This window comes from Streptomyces sp. NBC_00285, assembly GCF_036174265.1.
In the GTDB taxonomy this organism is placed as follows: Bacteria; Actinomycetota; Actinomycetes; order Streptomycetales; family Streptomycetaceae; genus Streptomyces.
On record NZ_CP108055.1, the window covers coordinates 1,546,248 to 1,561,421 of the forward strand.

A 15,174-nucleotide genomic window follows, 5' to 3' on the forward strand; every position below is an offset into this window, starting at 1 on the left:
CGTCCGCTTCACCTGGAGGTAGCCGTGGACAGTTCCGACGGATGGGGAGACGACGTCTACCAGCCCGACGGATCCGAGGTCCAGGACGACGCGGGTCTGCTCGACGCGGAGGACACCCTGGAGAACGACGGGGTCGGCGACCCCCTCGACCGTGGCTGGTCCCCACCCGAGAGACCGTGGGCGGTGGAGCACACCGGTGTGACGGCCGCGGAGCGTCAGCACGGTGAGACGCTCGACCAGCGGCTCGCCGAGGAACTGCCCGACCTCGTCGCCTCCGACGACGACGGTCTCGGCGATTCCGACGGCACCGACGGCGAGCTCCTGGACAACGAGGTCGGCACGATGCGCTCCGGTCGTCTCGTGGCCCCCGACGAAGGGGCGCACGAGGACGAGGAGAGCGCGCTGATCGCCACGGACGTGGGCATCGACGGTGCCGCGGCGTCCGCCGAGGAGGCCGCGATGCACATCGTCGACGAGGAGTCCCTCTCGGGCTGACCGAACCGTTCCCTGCCGCCCACCCCCCACCGCACAGTCGGCGCCGACTGTCGCGCCGTACATCGCGCCCTTCGAGGAGCATCCATGCAGCAGGACAAGCACCCCGTCTACCACCCGGTCGTCTTCCGTGACCGCTCCGCCGGCTACGCCTTCCTGACCCGGTCCACCGCCACCAGCGAGCAGACCATCGAGTGGGACGACGGCGAGACCTACCCGGTGGTGGACGTGGAGATCTCCTCCGAGAGCCATCCCTTCTACACCGGCAAGGCCCGCACCGTGGACTCGGAAGGACGCGTCGCCGCCTTCGAGCGGCGCTACGGAGGCGGGGCCGGTCAGAGCAGCTGACGGAACGGGCCGACGCCGCGGCCGCGGATGGGTCAGATGAAGTTCAGCGCCGCCGCGCAGCCCACTCCGCCGAGCAGCATGAACACCGGCATCAGCACCTTCAGCTCGACCCAGCTGCCCGCCCGGAACCGCATGATCTTGGGCGGCCCGATCGGGTACCAGCGCTTGCGGCCCACCGGGATCGGCCACAGGACCGGGCAGCCGGACACGGTCAGCGCATCCCCGATGTCGTGCACGAGCGCGCCCAGCACGATCGGCAAGCCCAGCCACAGGTACTCCTGGCCCGGCTGGTCGAACAACCAGTCCGCACCGTTGCCCGGCTTGTCCAGGACGCCCGCGATGATCCACGCACTGGTCGCGGCCAGCAGCCAGACCAGCACGTCGGCGCTGGAGCCGCGTGTCGCCCGCCACAGCAGGCCTTCGATGGCCAGCACCATGTGGACGAACAGGAGGGCCAGCACCGCCCAGCGGCCACCGGTGATCGCCGCCGCCGAGGCACCGGCACCGATCAGCACGGCCCACAGCCAGGTGTGCGTGAGCGTGCGGTGCCCGCCGGAGCGACGCGGGTCGCCCTGCTTCCTGGTGGCCTTGTAGACGGCGTACGAAAGTTTGTCGACGATCTCGCACAGGCCACGGGAGACCGGCCCGAAGGCCCGCGAGATGGTGGCCGCCTTGTGGTCGAGGTCGGGAGCGAGCGCGGCCCCCGCGCAGATCAGCGCCCCGGCCAGCAGAACGGGCCACGGCATGGTGTGCCCCGTGGCGGCGGCCGCCGCTCCTACGCCCAGCCAGGCCGCTGCCCCCGACAGTGAGTGTGCTGGTCCCATCATTGGCGTTGCCCGCCCCATTCCTCGTGTGCCACTGTCCAGTTGACCGGCTGCGCTGACGCCCCGTCGGCGACACAGCGTACTGGTCGTGATCTTCCTGCCGACAACCGATTCCCCTATGGGGGAGGTCGCCAGGCAAGATGGGTCCGTGACCCTCATCGATCAGCTGCCGCCGACCGCCGACCCCGACGCCCTCTACGAAGCCTTCGAGTCGTGGGCCAAGGAGCGAGGGCTCACGCTCTACCCCCATCAGGAGGAGGCGCTGATCGAGGTGGTCTCCGGGGCGAACGTGATCGTGTCGACGCCCACCGGTTCCGGCAAGAGCATGATCGCGGCGGGTGCGCACTTCGCCGCCCTCGCCCGCGACGAGGTCACTTTCTACACCGCGCCCATCAAGGCTCTCGTGTCGGAGAAGTTCTTCGAGCTGTGCAAGATGTTCGGCACCGAGAACGTCGGAATGCTGACCGGTGACGCCTCCGTCAACTCCGACGCGCCCATCATCTGCTGTACCGCCGAGGTGCTCGCGTCGATCGCGCTGCGTGACGGGAAGGGCGCGGACGTCGGCCAGGTCGTCATGGACGAGTTCCATTTCTACGCTGAGGGGGATCGCGGCTGGGCGTGGCAGATCCCGATCCTGGAGCTGCCACAGGCGCAGTTCGTCCTGATGTCGGCCACGCTGGGCGACGTCTCGATGTTCGAGGGGGATCTGACCCGGCGCACCGGTCGGCCGACGTCGGTGGTCCGCTCGGCGACCCGGCCCGTGCCGCTCTCGTACGAGTACAAGTTCACCCCGCTCACCGAGACGCTGACCGAGCTCCTCGACACCAGGCAGGCGCCGGTCTACATCGTCCACTTCACGCAGGCGCAGGCCGTGGAGCGGGCACAGGCGTTGATGAGCATCAACATGTGCTCGCGTGAGGAGAAGGACCGGATCGCCGAGGTGATCGGTAACTTCCGCTTCACCACCAAGTTCGGCCGCAACCTCTCCCGTTACGTCCGGCACGGTATCGGTGTCCATCACGCCGGCATGCTGCCCAAGTACCGGCGACTGGTGGAGAAGCTGGCCCAGGCCGGTTTGCTGAAGGTCATCTGCGGCACGGACACCCTCGGCGTCGGTGTCAACGTGCCCATCCGCACCGTGCTTTTCACGGCCCTGACGAAGTACGACGGCAACCGCGTCCGCACCCTGCGTGCCCGCGAGTTCCACCAGATCGCGGGGCGCGCGGGCCGGGCGGGTTTCGACACGGCCGGCTACGTCGTCGCCCAGGCTCCTGAGCACGTCATCGAGAACGAGAAGGCGCTGCACAAGGCCGGCGACGACCCGAAGAAGCGCCGCAAAGTCGTCCGCAAGAAGGCGCCCGAGGGCTTCGTCGCCTGGTCGGAAACCACCTTCGACAAACTGATCACCTCGGATCCGGAGCCGCTGGCCTCCCGCTTCCGGGTGACGCACACGATGCTGCTGTCGGTGATCGCCCGCCCGGGCAACGCCTTCGAGGCGATGCGGCATCTTCTGGAGGACAACCACGAGCCGCGTAAGCAGCAGCTCAGGCACATCCGTCGGGCGATCGCCATCTACCGTTCGCTGCTGGACGGTGGCATCGTCGAGAAGCTCGACGAGCCCGACGCCACCGGCCGTATCGTCCGCCTCACCGTGGACCTCCAGCAGGACTTCGCGCTCAACCAGCCGCTGTCCACGTTCGCTCTCGCCGCGTTCGAGCTGCTCGACCCCGAATCGCCGTCCTACGCCCTGGACATGGTGTCCGTTGTCGAGTCCACACTGGACGATCCTCGGCAGATCATCGTCGCCCAGCTGAACAAGGCGAAGGGCGAGGCTGTGGCCTTGATGAAGGCGGACGGCATCGAGTACGAGGAGCGCATGGAGCGCCTCCAGGACATCAGCTACCCGAAGCCTCTGGAAGAGCTGCTCTTCCACGCGTACGACACCTACCGCCAGAGCCACCCGTGGGTCGGCGACCATCCGCTCTCCCCGAAGTCCGTCATCCGTGACATGTACGAACGGGCTCTGACCTTCACGGAGTTGATCTCTCTCTACGACCTCGCCCGCACCGAGGGCATTGTCCTGCGCTACCTCGCCAGTGCCTACAAGGCGCTCGACCACAACATCCCGGACGACATCAAGTCCGAGGACCTGCAGGATCTGATCGAGTGGCTCGGTGAGACGGTCCGCCAGGTCGACTCCAGTCTGCTGGACGAGTGGGAGCAGCTCGCCAACCCGGAAGTGATGACCGCCGAGGAGGCTCAGGAGAAGGCCGACGAGGTCAAGCCGGTCACCCTCAACTCGCGCGCCTTCCGCGTCCTGGTCCGCAACGCCATGTTCCGCCGCGTCGAACTCGCCGCCCTGGACCAGGTCGACCAGCTCGGCGAGATGGACGCCGAGGCCGGCTGGGACGCCGAGGCATGGGGTGAGGCGATGGACAAGTACTGGGACGAGTACGAGGACCTCGGCACCGGACCGGACGCCCGTGGCCCGAAGCTGCTGCGGATCGAGGAGGAGCCGCAGAACAGGCTGTGGCGTGTGCGGCAGACCTTCGCCGACCCGAACGGTGACCACGACTGGGGCATCAGTGCGGAGATCGACCTCACTGCCTCCGACACGGAGGGCCGTGCGGTCGTCCGGGTCACCGATGTCGGCCAGCTGTGAGCCGTAGGGCAGTTGTGAGCCAAGGAGAGACCGACGCATGACGAACCCGGCCGAGAAGCTCGTCGACCTGCTCGACCTGGAACAGATCGAGGTAAACATCTTCCGGGGCCGAAGCCCGCACGAGTCCCTCCAGCGGGTCTTCGGCGGGCAGGTGGCGGGCCAGGCGCTGGTGGCTGCCGCGCGCACCACGGAGGGCGACCGCCCGGTGCACTCGCTGCACGCGTATTTTCTGCGCCCGGGCCGGCCCGGGGTGCCGATCGTGTACCAGGTGGAGCGGGTGCGGGACGGTCGGTCGTTCACCACCCGCCGGGTCACCGCCGTGCAGCAGGGACGCACGATCTTCAATCTCACCGCCTCCTTTCACAAGCCTGAGACAGGTGCGTTCGAGCACCAGTTGCCGCCCGCCCGTAAGGTCCCGGCGCCCGACTCCCTGCCGAGGGTGGGTGACGAGATTCGGGAGCATCTGGGCGAGCTGCCCGAGCAGTTGGAGCGGATGGCGCGCAGACAGCCGTTCGACATCCGGTATGTGGACCGGCTGCGCTGGAGTGCCGAGGAGGTCAAGGACGCCGAACCGCGCAGCGCGGTGTGGATGCGTGCGGTCGGGCCGCTCGGCGACGATCCGGTCGTGCACACCTGCGCGCTGACCTACGCGAGCGACATGACCCTCCTGGACGCTGTCCGTCTCCCGGTCCAGCCCCTGTGGGGCCCGCGGTCCTTCGACATCGCGTCGTTGGACCACGCCATGTGGTTCCACCGGCCCTTCCGTGCGGACGAGTGGTTCCTGTACGACCAGGAGTCGCCGATCGCGACGGGCGGACGAGGTCTGGCCCGCGGCCGGATCTACGACCTGGAGGGACGCCTGCTGGTGTCCGTCGTCCAGGAGGGGTTGTTCCGGCCGCTGTAGGTCAGGCGCTTCTGCGCCGGAGCCAGCCCAGCAGGCCGCGAGCAGGTTCCTCCGGTGGTGTCGGCGTGTCCCGCGGCCGGCCGGGGGAAGTCCGCCCGGTCGTGGGGCGTGGCGCGGGCCGGAGCCTTCGGGCATCTTCCAGTGCGCGGGCCAGATCGGTCCGCAGCCACTCGATCTCGTCCGGGTGGTCCGCTGTCATGATCTTCTCGATGAGGTTTGCGGCAGGCGAGCCCTGTGCGCCGCCGGCCGGGGGTCCGGGCCGGAAGCGGCCCAGGTGGGACCGCTCGTAGGGATCCGGGACGAGCTCCGCGATCTGGGCGGGGTCGAGGAAGGCGGCGAGGGTTCCGGCGCTCTCCCAGGGGCCTTCGGCGAGGCGTAGCAGGAATCCACGGTGGCGTTGGCGCCAGTTGCGGGCGCGCAGGTCCACGCCCGCGTCGAGCATGTCGCGCAGGCCCTCGGGCATTCGCCGTGCCGTCAGCAGCCGGGTGTTCTCCTCGACTTCCGTGAACTGCTCCAGTTCCTCGGCCAGATACAGCCACACCACGGCTCGGTACCGGTTGAGATAGAAGCGCACCGGTGAGAAGAGGCCGAGACGGGCAAGGCGGGTGAACCTGCCGGCGGGGATGTCCATGACCTCCGCGGCCTCGGTGGTGCCCACGACGCGTACACGTCGCTGCAGTGAGTCGGGAAAGCCTTCCGACTCGCGCAGCCGGTCGAGCTCGGAGTGGGTGACGCGCCGGCCCCCGCCTCCTTCGTCGGGGACGGTCCGGATCTGCCCGAGGTGCACGGCGAGGTCGAACTCGCTTCGCTTGAGGCCCAGTTCCCTTGCGGCGCGGCTGGGCGCGTAGGGCTGGTGGCGGCGTTGGGTGATCAGGCTTCCGGACATGTGTCGCTCTCCCCCATGGAGTCGTCGCTCACGCTGTGTGCGTTCGCCGTGACACAAAAGTAGCCGGTGGGGCGGGATGCGCGACGGGCCTGTGGATAACTCCATGGGGGCAGCAAAACACGCAGGTCAGAGGTCAGAGGTCGGTCGCCGGGCTCCGCTCGGGCCTGCGGGCGTCCACGTCGAGGTGCTCGCCGACTCGGTTGACGAGGAGGGTCATCTCGTAGGCGATCTGGCCGATGTCGGCGCTCGCGCCGCTGAGCACGCACAGGCAGCTGCCGGTGCCCGCCGCGGTGACGAACAGCACTGCTTCGTCGAACTCGACCATCGTCTGCCGTACCTGGCCCGCGCCGAAGTGGCGCCCGGAGCCCTTGGCGAGGCTGTTCAGTCCGGACGAGACGGCGGCGAGATGTTCCGCGTCCTCCCGGCGCAGACCGGTGCTGACGCCCGTGACCAGCCCGTCGTTGGACAGCACCAGTGCGTGCCGCACATGGTGGACACGCTCGGTCAGGTCGTCCAGGAGCCAACCGAGGCTCCGCTTCTCCGGCATGTGTCCCGTCTCCCCGTGTGACGTCTCCCCCTGCCCGGAGGATCTCCTCGCAAGCCTTCCCCACGACCGTCAACGGGGCAAGGAGAATGGGGACATGGCACAGAAGATGACCGATGAGGAATGGCGGGCGTTCGTTTCGTACGGCACCCGCACCGGTAAGTTGTCGACCGTCCGGGCCGACGGGAGCCCACACGTGGCCCCGGTCTGGTTCGTGCTCGACGGTGACGACCTGGTGTTCAACACCGGTAAGGCCACCGTCAAGGGGCGCAACCTCGTGCGGGACGGGCGCGTCGCGTTCTGCGTGGACGACGACCGGCCGCCCTTCGACTACGTGGTACTCCAGGGCCGGGCCCGCATATCGGAGGATCTCGACGAGGTCCGGCACTGGGCGGGCCGCATAGGGGCTCGGTACATGGGCGAGGAGCGGGCCGAGGAGTTCGGCGCCCGCAACGGCGTTCCCGGGGAACTCCTCGTCCGCGTGACGATCGACAGGGTGCTGGCGGAGAAGGCCGTCGCGGCGTGACGTGCCGGTGACCCGGCCCCGGTCAACGGTCCGGGTCCGGGTCAGCCCACCGAGTCGAGGAGCCGGGCGGTGTGCATCCGCCCGGCATACTCGACCAGGCGGATCAGCACCTCCTTCCCCGAGTCACGGTCCCGTGCGTCGCACAGGACCACGGGTGTCCCCTGATTCAGGTCGAGGGCGCGGGACACGTCATGGGCGCCGTAGGTCCGGCTGCCGGTGAAGCAGTTGACGGCCACCACGAACGGGATGTGCCGGTGCTCGAAGTAGTCCACGGCCGGGAAACAGTCCTCCAGCCGCCGGGTGTCCGCGAGAACCACGGCACCCAGGGCTCCCTGCGACAACTCGTCCCACAGAAACCAGAAGCGGTCCTGGCCCGGGGTGCCGAAGAGGTAGAGCGACAGTCCGGAGCGGATGGTGATGCGCCCGAAGTCCATGGCGACCGTCGTGGTGACCTTCTGGTCCACGCCGTCGGTGTCGTCCACCAACTGGCCCGCTTCGCTCAGCAGTTCCTCGGTGCGCAGCGGCCTGATCTCGCTGACCGCGCCCACCAGGGTGGTCTTGCCCACGCCGAAACCGCCGGCGACCAATATCTTCAGCGCGAGGGCGGTCGTCTCGCCGTCCTGGGCGTCGGAGTTCTCGGAGACCATCGTTCACTTCTCTCGGGAGGGTCGGCAACGGGCGGCGACGTCCATGCGGGGTCGCGAAATCAGCATCATGACAACTGGAGCTCCCCTTTGGGGGATTGGACCACTTTTTGCCCGGTTCTGAACGTTCATCTACAGCGCCCGAAGCCCTTCGATCACCTCGCGCAGAATCCGTTCGTCGGGCAGTTGCGCGGGGGGCACCGGGCGGCTGACGGTGACACAGCCGAGCTCCAGGAGGTCTCCCAGGAGCACCCTGACGACACCGACGGGAAGATCTGCGCCTGCGCCGAGTTCTGCCACCGACTGCGTCTCCGGGCGGCAGAGGTCGATCAGGGCCCGGTGTTCCGGCCCGAGCGCCGAGTCGTCGCCGATGTTGGGCGCGCTCGCGTTCAGGGTGACGAGGGCGATCAGGTCGAAACGCACCCCGGTGGGGCCGGGTTTGGTGCGTCCGCCCGTCATCGCGTAGGGGCGGACCAGGGGCCCCGCCTCCCCGTCGTACCACTGACTGCCCTGTTCGTGCGGGCCACCCGTCATGTCGTCGGTCATGTGTGCCGACCGCCCTTCCCTCTCATCCGGCTGCGGGCGGTCGCGCGCCCACGCGCGGCGCCGTGTAGAGGTGCTCGCCGACCCGTTTGACCAGCCGTGCCATCTCGTAGGCGACCAGGCCTATGTCCGCGTTCACGGCGGTGAGGACGGCGAGACACGAACCGTCTCCCGCGGCGGCCACGAACAGGAAGCCGTCGTCCATCTCGACCATGGTCTGGCGCACTCCCCCGGCCCCGAAGTGCCGGCCGGCGCCCTTGGCGAGGCTGTGGAAGCCGGAGGAGACGGCGGCGAGATGTTCCGCGTCCTCCCGGCGCAGGTCCGTCGAGGCGCCCACCGCGAGGCCGTCGTTGGAGAGCACCACGGCATGTCGTACCTCGCTCACGCGCAGCACCAAGTCGTCCAGCAACCAGTCGAGTTCGCCGGACCTCTGAGCGGCCCTCATACTCGGATCCTGGATCATCCTCGGTCTCCTTCACTGCTGTCTCTGCCCGCTGGGAAATCTGGGGTGGCGGCGCGGCCCGGCTGCCGGCCGCCCCCACGCGCCCAGCCGGCCCGGTAGGCCGCCATCCGGTCCCGTACGACCTCCGGGGTACGGCCGTCGTCGTCCCGGCGGGCGGTCGCCGAAGCCGGTTCCTCAGGGCGCTGTGCGCGCAGTTGGGGAGCGAGGTTCGCCTGGCGCACCCTGCGGGGGAGTTCGTCGGAGTCCTCGGGCTCGTCGGGAGGTCGGTGCAGACGCAAGGCGGTGACTCCGGAGGGCGGTGTGTCGGTCGATCCCCTGTCGGTCGATCCCCTGTCGGTTACGGCCCTGTGGGGAGCCACCAGCGCGGGCCGCTCGGCCGGGGCGGGAACGGACTCCTGGTCCCGTTGGGCGGCGGGCACGCGCGCGTACTCGCGTTCCATGGACCGTTCCCTGGTCACGGCGTTGGCGGGGGAACGTTCCGCCGCCTTGACGTGCAGCAGTGCCGTGGGCAGCAGAACGACCGCGGTGGTGCCGCCGTAGGGCGAGGTGCGCAGGTGCACCTTGATGCCGTGCCGGGCCGCGAGCCTGCTGACCACGAACAGGCCCAGCTGATCGCTGTCGAACAGGTCGAGCGCCTCGGACTGCTCGATGCGCCGGTTGGCCTCCGCGAGGGTCTCGTTGCCCATGCCCAGACCGCGGTCCTCGACCTCGATGGCGTAGCCGTTGCCGACGGGCTCGCCGGTGACCCGCACGCGCGTGTGGGGCGGTGAGAACTGGGCGGCGTTCTCGATGATCTCGGCCAGCAGGTGGGTGAGGTCGGCGACCGCCGCGCCGACGACGGACGCGTCGGGCAGTTGGCGTACCTCCACGCGTGCGTAGTCCTCGACCTCGGAGACGGCCGCGCGGACCACGTTGGTCAGCGACACGGGCATGCGCCAGGCACGGCCTGGTGCCGCTCCGGAGAGGATGATCAGGCTCTCCGCGTGGCGGCGCATGCGGGTGGTGAGGTGGTCGAGCCGGAAGAGGTCGCTCAGTTCGTTGGGGTCGTCGGAGCGGCGTTCCATGCTGTCGAGCAGACTCAGCTGGCGGTGGACCAGGACCTGGCTGCGGCGGGCGAGGTTGACGAAGACCCCTGAGATGCCGCTGGCGAGTTCGGCGCGCTCCACCGCGGCCCGCAGTGCGGCGCGGTGCACGGTTCCAAGGGCCTCGGCGACCTGGCCGGTCTCGTCCTCCGCGGGCGGCCCGGGCGGGGCCTCGGACCGGATGTCGATCTCGTCGCCCGCGCGCAGCCTCTCCATGGCCTCGGGGAGTTTGCGGCGGGCGATGTCCAGGGCGCTGTTGCGCAGGCTGACGAGTTCGATGACGAGGCCGCGTCCGATGCGCACGGAGATGACGAGGGAGGCGGCGACGGCGACGAGGCCGAGCAGGACCGCGGCGCCCGCCGGGGTGAGAAGTCCCCGGGTGAACGGGTCGGCGCGGTCGGCGACCCCGCTGCCCGCCGCCTGCTGGACGTTCCGCATGCCGCTCTGGACACGCGTGTGTGCCGCCTGCCAGGTGGCCTCGGGCGTCGACTCGACGGCGCGGACACCGGGTGCCGCGGCGAGCGTCCGGTCCTCGGCGGCGGTCACGGTGGCGTAGGCACCGCTGCCTGCGATCTTCTGCCAGGCGGCGCGGTCGGAGCCGCGCAGGTCGACCACGGCGCCCTCGGTGAGGGCCCGGCGGGTGTCGACGGCGCCGGTGAACAGTCGCAGCCTTTCTCCGGCGAGGACGCCGGCCTGGCGCGCGCTCGCCAGCACGACGTCCTCTTGGGCCAGTGACTCTCCCGCGCGGGAGAACTCGAGCAGGACGCGCGCGTCGGAGCCGAGGTCGGCGTCCTGGATGCCGGTGAGGGCACCGTCCACCGCGAAGGCGGTGGCGATGGTCCTGGTGTAGCGGCCGTACGTCTCGTCCCAGCCGGAGCTGCGGTCCAGCACGGCGGTGCGCAAGGAGCGCAGTCGCTCGGCGCCGGTCACGAAGGCGTCGAGGCGCTGGGCGACCCCGGCGGGCAGTTCCTCGCTGTCGGCGACGGTGTTGTCGTCGCCGAGTCGCAGCCGTGCCACGGCCCGGTCGGTGCGTCCGGCGAGCCTGCGCAGCTCGTCTCCCTGTGCGGCGGACGGGTCGGACGCGTAGCGGACCGCGGCGGCACGCTCGGCCTGCAGCGCGGTCACGCTGTCGGTGACGGGCGAGCGGACGGCGTCGTCCACGTGCTGCAACTGCCGCAGCCGGGCGACGTCCTGGGCGGTGCTGACGGTCGCGTACGCCCAGAGGGCGAGCAGCGAGACGACGGGCACCATGAGCAGACAGACGATCTTGGCGCGGACCGTGCGGGGGCGTATCCGCCACTGTCCCGCACGCGCAGGTATGTCCTCCGGCACCGGGTCCAGCGGGTCGTCCCGGGTTTCGTCGGCCGGTGGCCCGGCATGGGCGCGACGACCGCGCGCGGGTGTCGTGGGCGGCGTCTCGGCGCCGGGGGTGGGGGTCCTACGCGGTGTACGCATGGCCTCCTCGCTCGGAAGTGGTCGGGGTGTGGTCGGGGCCGTCCGGGGCTCGGATCCGCTCCTAGGAGGGGACGTTCTCGACCGTCCGCTGGGCCGAGGCAGAGGCCGTGCGTTCTCCCGTGGTGGGTGACAGTGCGACGAAGGCCGAGGTCAGGAACAGATAGGAGCCGAGGCCGACGGCGAGCGGGAAGATGAACTGCATCGCCGTGGCTCCGGGCAGGACGTCGCCGGAGGGCGCGACCCGCACGCTCACCGCGAACATCCCGGTGTAGTGCATGCTGCTGACCGCGGCCCCCATGATCAGGGAGGCGATGGTGACGGCGACGGGCGACTTGATGTTGAGCGCCGCCCACAGGGCCGCCGTCGCCGCGACGACGGCGATGAGGACGGAGAGGCCGACGAGCACCGGGTCGTACGCGACGTCTCCGTGCAGCCGCACGGCAGCCATGCCCAGGTAGTGCATGCTCGCCACACCCAGGCCGGTGGTGAGTCCTCCCAGGAAGAGCGCGCGGACCCGGTCACGGCTGTAGCCGACCGCGAAGACGCCTGCGGAGACCACGATCATCGCGACCAGGAGGCTCGCGATGGTCAGTGGCACGTCGTAGCGGATGTCGGTGCCGCTGACGCTGAAGCCGAGCATGGCCACGAAGTGCATGGTCCAGATCCCGGTTCCGATGGCCGAGGCGGCGGTGATGAGCCAGTTGCGGCGCGATCGTCCGGTCGCGCCGAGCGCGCGGACGGTGCAGCGCAGGCCGAGCGCGGAGCCGATGCAGGCCATGACGTACGAAAGTGTGGGCGTCAGCCAGCCCAGGGCTGCGTGGTCCAGGTGTCCCATGGCCAGGGGACGCTAGTCCGGTCAGGGGTACCCACAGAGGGCGCATTTCGAAAGGTGTTGGAATATGACGCAGAGGTGTACCTGAACGATCGCGTCACGCTCGAACGTGTGCGCAGGGGCTCCCATCCGTGTCGGTGGGGGATCATGCGGAACATGAGTGACGACCACACGCATGTCCAGGAGTTCTTCTCGGCCCGCGCGGCCGGCTGGGACAGCAGATTCCCGGACGACGGTCCGGCCTACGCCGCCGCGGTCGCCGGCCTCGGGCTGCGGGAGGGCGACCGTGTGCTCGACGCCGGCTGCGGCACAGGGCGGGCCCTGCCGCCCCTGCGTGCGGCCGTGGGGCAGTCCGGAGTGGTCATGGGTGCGGATCTGACTTCGGCCATGCTGGAAGCCGCCGTACGGGCCGGGAGGGACCGGGACGGACGGCTGCTCCTCGCCGACGTGACCGCGCTGCCGTTGCGCTCCCGGTCGCTCGACGCCGTCTTCGGAGCGGGCCTGATCTCACATCTGCCTCAACCGGCCGAGAATGTGCGCGAGTTGGCCCGTGTGGTGCGGCCGGGTGGTGTCCTGGCCCTGTTCCATCCGATCGGCCGGGCGGCGCTCGCCGCCCGTCAGGGGCGGCAGATCACCCCGGACGACCTGCGCGCGGAATCCAACCTCCGCGCCCTGCTGACCGGTTCGGGGTGGCGTATGACGTCGTACGTCGACGAGGACGCCCGGTTCCTCGCCCTGGCCGTCCGCGAGGACTGACCGCGCTCACCCGTCGCGGCAACCCGCGCAGGGGGCGCGCGGGCCGGCGGCCGGTCGTCGCCGCCCACAGAGAGCGGACCTTTTCGAGGTCACGCGCGCGTGGGCGACGACGTCATCCTCCGCCCAGGCGCCGAGCGAGTTGCTGCCCGCACCCCATGGAAACCCGGCAGGCTGCGGGGAGACGCTCACGGCACTCGGCGACTGACGGCTTCACGCGACGCCCACCGCGCGGTGGTGCATGGCAGGGGCCGTCGATGGCCGGTGGGGCTCAGTGGCCCGGTTCCTCCGGCGTGGTCGGCGGCTCGGTGGGTGTCGGGCCGGGCGGACGGAAGAGGACGGCCCGGAGCACGGGTGGCGCGAACAGGGCGGTGACGGGCGCGGAGAGGGTCAGCACGGAGCGGAAGGCCCGACCCACGACCGGGTCACCGGGGGACCGTTCGGTGACGCGGCCCAGATACCACCCCGCTACGCGGTCCGCGGGCCCGTCGGCGACGGCGGTGCCGACCGCGCCCGGCATCTTGCGGTCCGCCCCGGCGGAGATGTCCCAGGCGAGCGTGGACGCCGCAAGGACCCTCTGCTGCACGCGCCGCGTGGTGGGCGTCCGGCGCCGTTCGGCCAGCGCGTCACGCAGGGCGACCGCGCTCATCGCGGCGATGGCCATGCCCTGCCCATAGATCGGGTTGAAGGTGCACAGCGCGTCGCCGGTGGCGATGAATCCGGCCGGGTGGCGGCCGGGCAGGTCGTAGCGACGACGGACATTCGCGGTCCGCCGGTAACCGAAGGCCGGGGTGAGGGGTTCGGCCTCCTCGATCCACCGGTCCAGGAGCGGATGCGCCAGCCGTTTGGTGTACGTCTCGAACTCGTCGTCGTCCGTGGGCGGTTCGTCTCCTCGCAGCCCCGAGACGATGACCAGGTGGCTACCGTCCTCCAGTGGCAGGGCGCCGCCGCCGTGGACCTGGTCGGGGCCGGGGTAGACGAAGTAACCGACGGTCTCGCCGTCGAGGACGCCCTTCCTGCCGCGGTAGACACGGGAGGCATAGGCGAGCCCGGTGTCGATGATCTCCTCCTGCGGAGGCTCGGCGCCGATCGCCGTGAGCCACTGCGGTGCCTTGGTGCCGCTGCCGGAGGCGTCGACGACCAGGTCGGCCTCCAGGGCCCGGTGTTCCGCGCCGACGCCGTCCGCGCGGTCCCGCAGCAGCACGCCCCGTACCCGCGACGCGTCGCCGAGCAGACCGACGGCATCGGTCCCCTCCACCACGCTGACCGCCGGATGGGCGAGAACCCGCCGCCGCACCAGAGCCTCCAGCTGCGCCCGGGAACCGGTGTAGATGTGCGTCGTCGCGGGCGAGCGGCGGAACCAGCGGCCGTTCTGCCACAGCACCATGTCCGACGGCATCCCCACCTTCGGCGCCCCCGCCGCCCGCAGCTCCGGCAGGAAGCCCGGCAGCAGCGACTCCATGGCCACCTGCCCGCCCTGCAGCAGGACGTGCGGATGCCGGCCGTGCGGTACGCCGGGCCGGGCCCCGGTCCCGTCCGGGAACCGGTCGCGCTCGACGATGGACACCCGGTCGGCGTACCCGGCCAGTACGTGCGCGGTGAGGAGCCCCGCGAGGCTTCCGCCCACGACGACCGCGTGCCGCCCGCCCCGACCGCCGCTCTCTCCCCAACGGCCCGTTCCTACGGCTGAGTTCACCGATCCGCTCCCTTGGTCGCCTCGTCGTGAGAGACACAAGTATCCCGTCCGGCGAGCAGAGTTGACCGTGTTCCGGCCCTTCCGCAACGGCCCGACCCGTTCGCTCCGGCGGCCCCTCGTGGGCCACCGCGTCACGGTGACGGTCCGGCCGTCGGCGACCTAGGGATACCTGCTCGTGTTCGAGAGCGGCGACGACGGTACGACGTGGGCGAGGCCGACCGACGTGGAGGCGCCCGCAGGCGGGAATGCGGCTCCTCGCAAGCGTCCGGTGACGGCGACCTGGACGGCGTCGGGATCGGCCGGCACGCCGGCATTGGCGACGGCTGGGGCAGGAACATCCAGGCCGCGAGGACGTACGCGACCCTCCCCGCCGAACGATCCGCGACGCGTCCGGCCAAGGTTCCGTACAAGTCGCCGGCCCCCCTCGCCGGACTGCCCCCTTCTGCCGTCAGGCCTCCAACTCTATTTTGGATAGCAGAAGACGAACGTTCGGTGGGACCACATCACTCAGGGGGAAGGT

The 15,174-nt window shown here is 70.4% G+C and carries 15 protein-coding genes; 6 read left to right on the forward strand and 9 right to left on the reverse strand.

Annotated elements, in window-relative coordinates; all coding sequences use genetic code 11:
• Positions 1-24: 24 nt before the first annotated feature.
• Complete coding sequence (locus OHT57_RS07075; RefSeq protein WP_328745182.1) at positions 25-495, forward strand: DUF5709 domain-containing protein; 471 nt, start codon at positions 25-27, stop codon at positions 493-495.
• Between the two features lie 84 nt (positions 496-579).
• Positions 580-840, forward strand: a complete 261-nt coding sequence (locus OHT57_RS07080; protein ID WP_328745183.1) for a type B 50S ribosomal protein L31 — start codon at positions 580-582, stop codon at positions 838-840.
• 32 nt (positions 841-872) lie between these two features.
• On the opposite strand, the gene OHT57_RS07085 is transcribed toward OHT57_RS07080, so the two are convergent.
• Entirely contained in the window at positions 873-1,667 is a 795-nt protein-coding gene (locus OHT57_RS07085) for a metal-dependent hydrolase (protein WP_328745184.1), read from the reverse strand.
• A gap of 145 nt (positions 1,668-1,812) precedes the next feature.
• Here OHT57_RS07085 and OHT57_RS07090 point away from each other — a divergent pair, with 145 nt between their 5' ends.
• Together OHT57_RS07090 and OHT57_RS07095 are read left to right on the forward strand one after the other, a co-directional pair.
• On the forward strand, positions 1,813-4,326 hold the full coding sequence (locus OHT57_RS07090; RefSeq protein ID WP_328745185.1) for a DEAD/DEAH box helicase: 2,514 nt from the start codon (positions 1,813-1,815) through the stop codon (positions 4,324-4,326).
• Between the two features lie 37 nt (positions 4,327-4,363).
• A complete protein-coding gene (locus tag OHT57_RS07095; RefSeq protein WP_328745186.1) occupies positions 4,364-5,230 on the forward strand; it encodes an acyl-CoA thioesterase in 867 nt (288 codons plus the stop codon).
• Position 5,231: 1 nt separating this feature from the next.
• Here OHT57_RS07095 and OHT57_RS07100 read toward each other — a convergent pair whose 3' ends face one another.
• On the reverse strand, positions 5,232-6,116 hold the full coding sequence (locus OHT57_RS07100; protein WP_328745187.1) for a DUF6397 family protein: 885 nt from the start codon (positions 6,114-6,116) through the stop codon (positions 5,232-5,234).
• A 133-nt stretch (positions 6,117-6,249) separates the two neighbouring features.
• Positions 6,250-6,663 carry a roadblock/LC7 domain-containing protein gene (locus OHT57_RS07105; RefSeq protein ID WP_328745188.1) on the reverse strand — a complete coding sequence of 138 codons (414 nt, stop codon included), beginning with the start codon at positions 6,661-6,663 and terminating at the stop codon, positions 6,250-6,252.
• Positions 6,664-6,757: 94 nt separating this feature from the next.
• On the opposite strand from OHT57_RS07105, the gene OHT57_RS07110 reads away from it, so the two are divergent.
• Positions 6,758-7,186 carry a PPOX class F420-dependent oxidoreductase gene (locus tag OHT57_RS07110; protein WP_328745189.1) on the forward strand — a complete coding sequence of 143 codons (429 nt, stop codon included), beginning with the start codon at positions 6,758-6,760 and terminating at the stop codon, positions 7,184-7,186.
• Positions 7,187-7,227: 41 nt separating this feature from the next.
• Here the strand turns inward: OHT57_RS07110 and OHT57_RS07115 are convergent, their stop codons facing one another.
• The 5 genes from OHT57_RS07115 to OHT57_RS07135 all read right to left on the reverse strand — a co-directional run bounded on the left by OHT57_RS07115 (position 7,228) and on the right by OHT57_RS07135 (position 12,208).
• Positions 7,228-7,833: a GTP-binding protein gene (locus OHT57_RS07115; RefSeq protein WP_328745191.1), complete on the reverse strand. Its 606-nt coding sequence runs from the start codon at positions 7,831-7,833 to the stop codon at positions 7,228-7,230.
• Between the two features lie 129 nt (positions 7,834-7,962).
• Positions 7,963-8,376: a DUF742 domain-containing protein gene (locus tag OHT57_RS07120; protein ID WP_328745192.1), complete on the reverse strand. Its 414-nt coding sequence runs from the start codon at positions 8,374-8,376 to the stop codon at positions 7,963-7,965.
• 22 nt (positions 8,377-8,398) lie between these two features.
• On the reverse strand, positions 8,399-8,836 hold the full coding sequence (locus tag OHT57_RS07125; RefSeq protein WP_328745193.1) for a roadblock/LC7 domain-containing protein: 438 nt from the start codon (positions 8,834-8,836) through the stop codon (positions 8,399-8,401).
• Positions 8,833-11,373, reverse strand: a complete 2,541-nt coding sequence (locus OHT57_RS07130) for a sensor histidine kinase (RefSeq protein WP_328745194.1) — start codon at positions 11,371-11,373, stop codon at positions 8,833-8,835. The genes OHT57_RS07125 and OHT57_RS07130 overlap by 4 nt, the downstream gene beginning before the upstream one ends.
• A 61-nt stretch (positions 11,374-11,434) precedes the next feature.
• Positions 11,435-12,208: an MHYT domain-containing protein gene (locus tag OHT57_RS07135; RefSeq protein ID WP_328745195.1), complete on the reverse strand. Its 774-nt coding sequence runs from the start codon at positions 12,206-12,208 to the stop codon at positions 11,435-11,437.
• Positions 12,209-12,361: 153 nt separating this feature from the next.
• Between OHT57_RS07135 and OHT57_RS07140 the strand changes: the two genes are divergently transcribed.
• Positions 12,362-12,961, forward strand: a complete 600-nt coding sequence (locus OHT57_RS07140) for a class I SAM-dependent methyltransferase (RefSeq protein WP_328745196.1) — start codon at positions 12,362-12,364, stop codon at positions 12,959-12,961.
• Positions 12,962-13,229: 268 nt separating this feature from the next.
• On the opposite strand, the gene OHT57_RS07145 is transcribed toward OHT57_RS07140, so the two are convergent.
• Entirely contained in the window at positions 13,230-14,585 is a 1,356-nt protein-coding gene (locus tag OHT57_RS07145; RefSeq protein ID WP_328753137.1) for an NAD(P)/FAD-dependent oxidoreductase, read from the reverse strand.
• Positions 14,586-15,174: the final 589 nt, after the last annotated feature.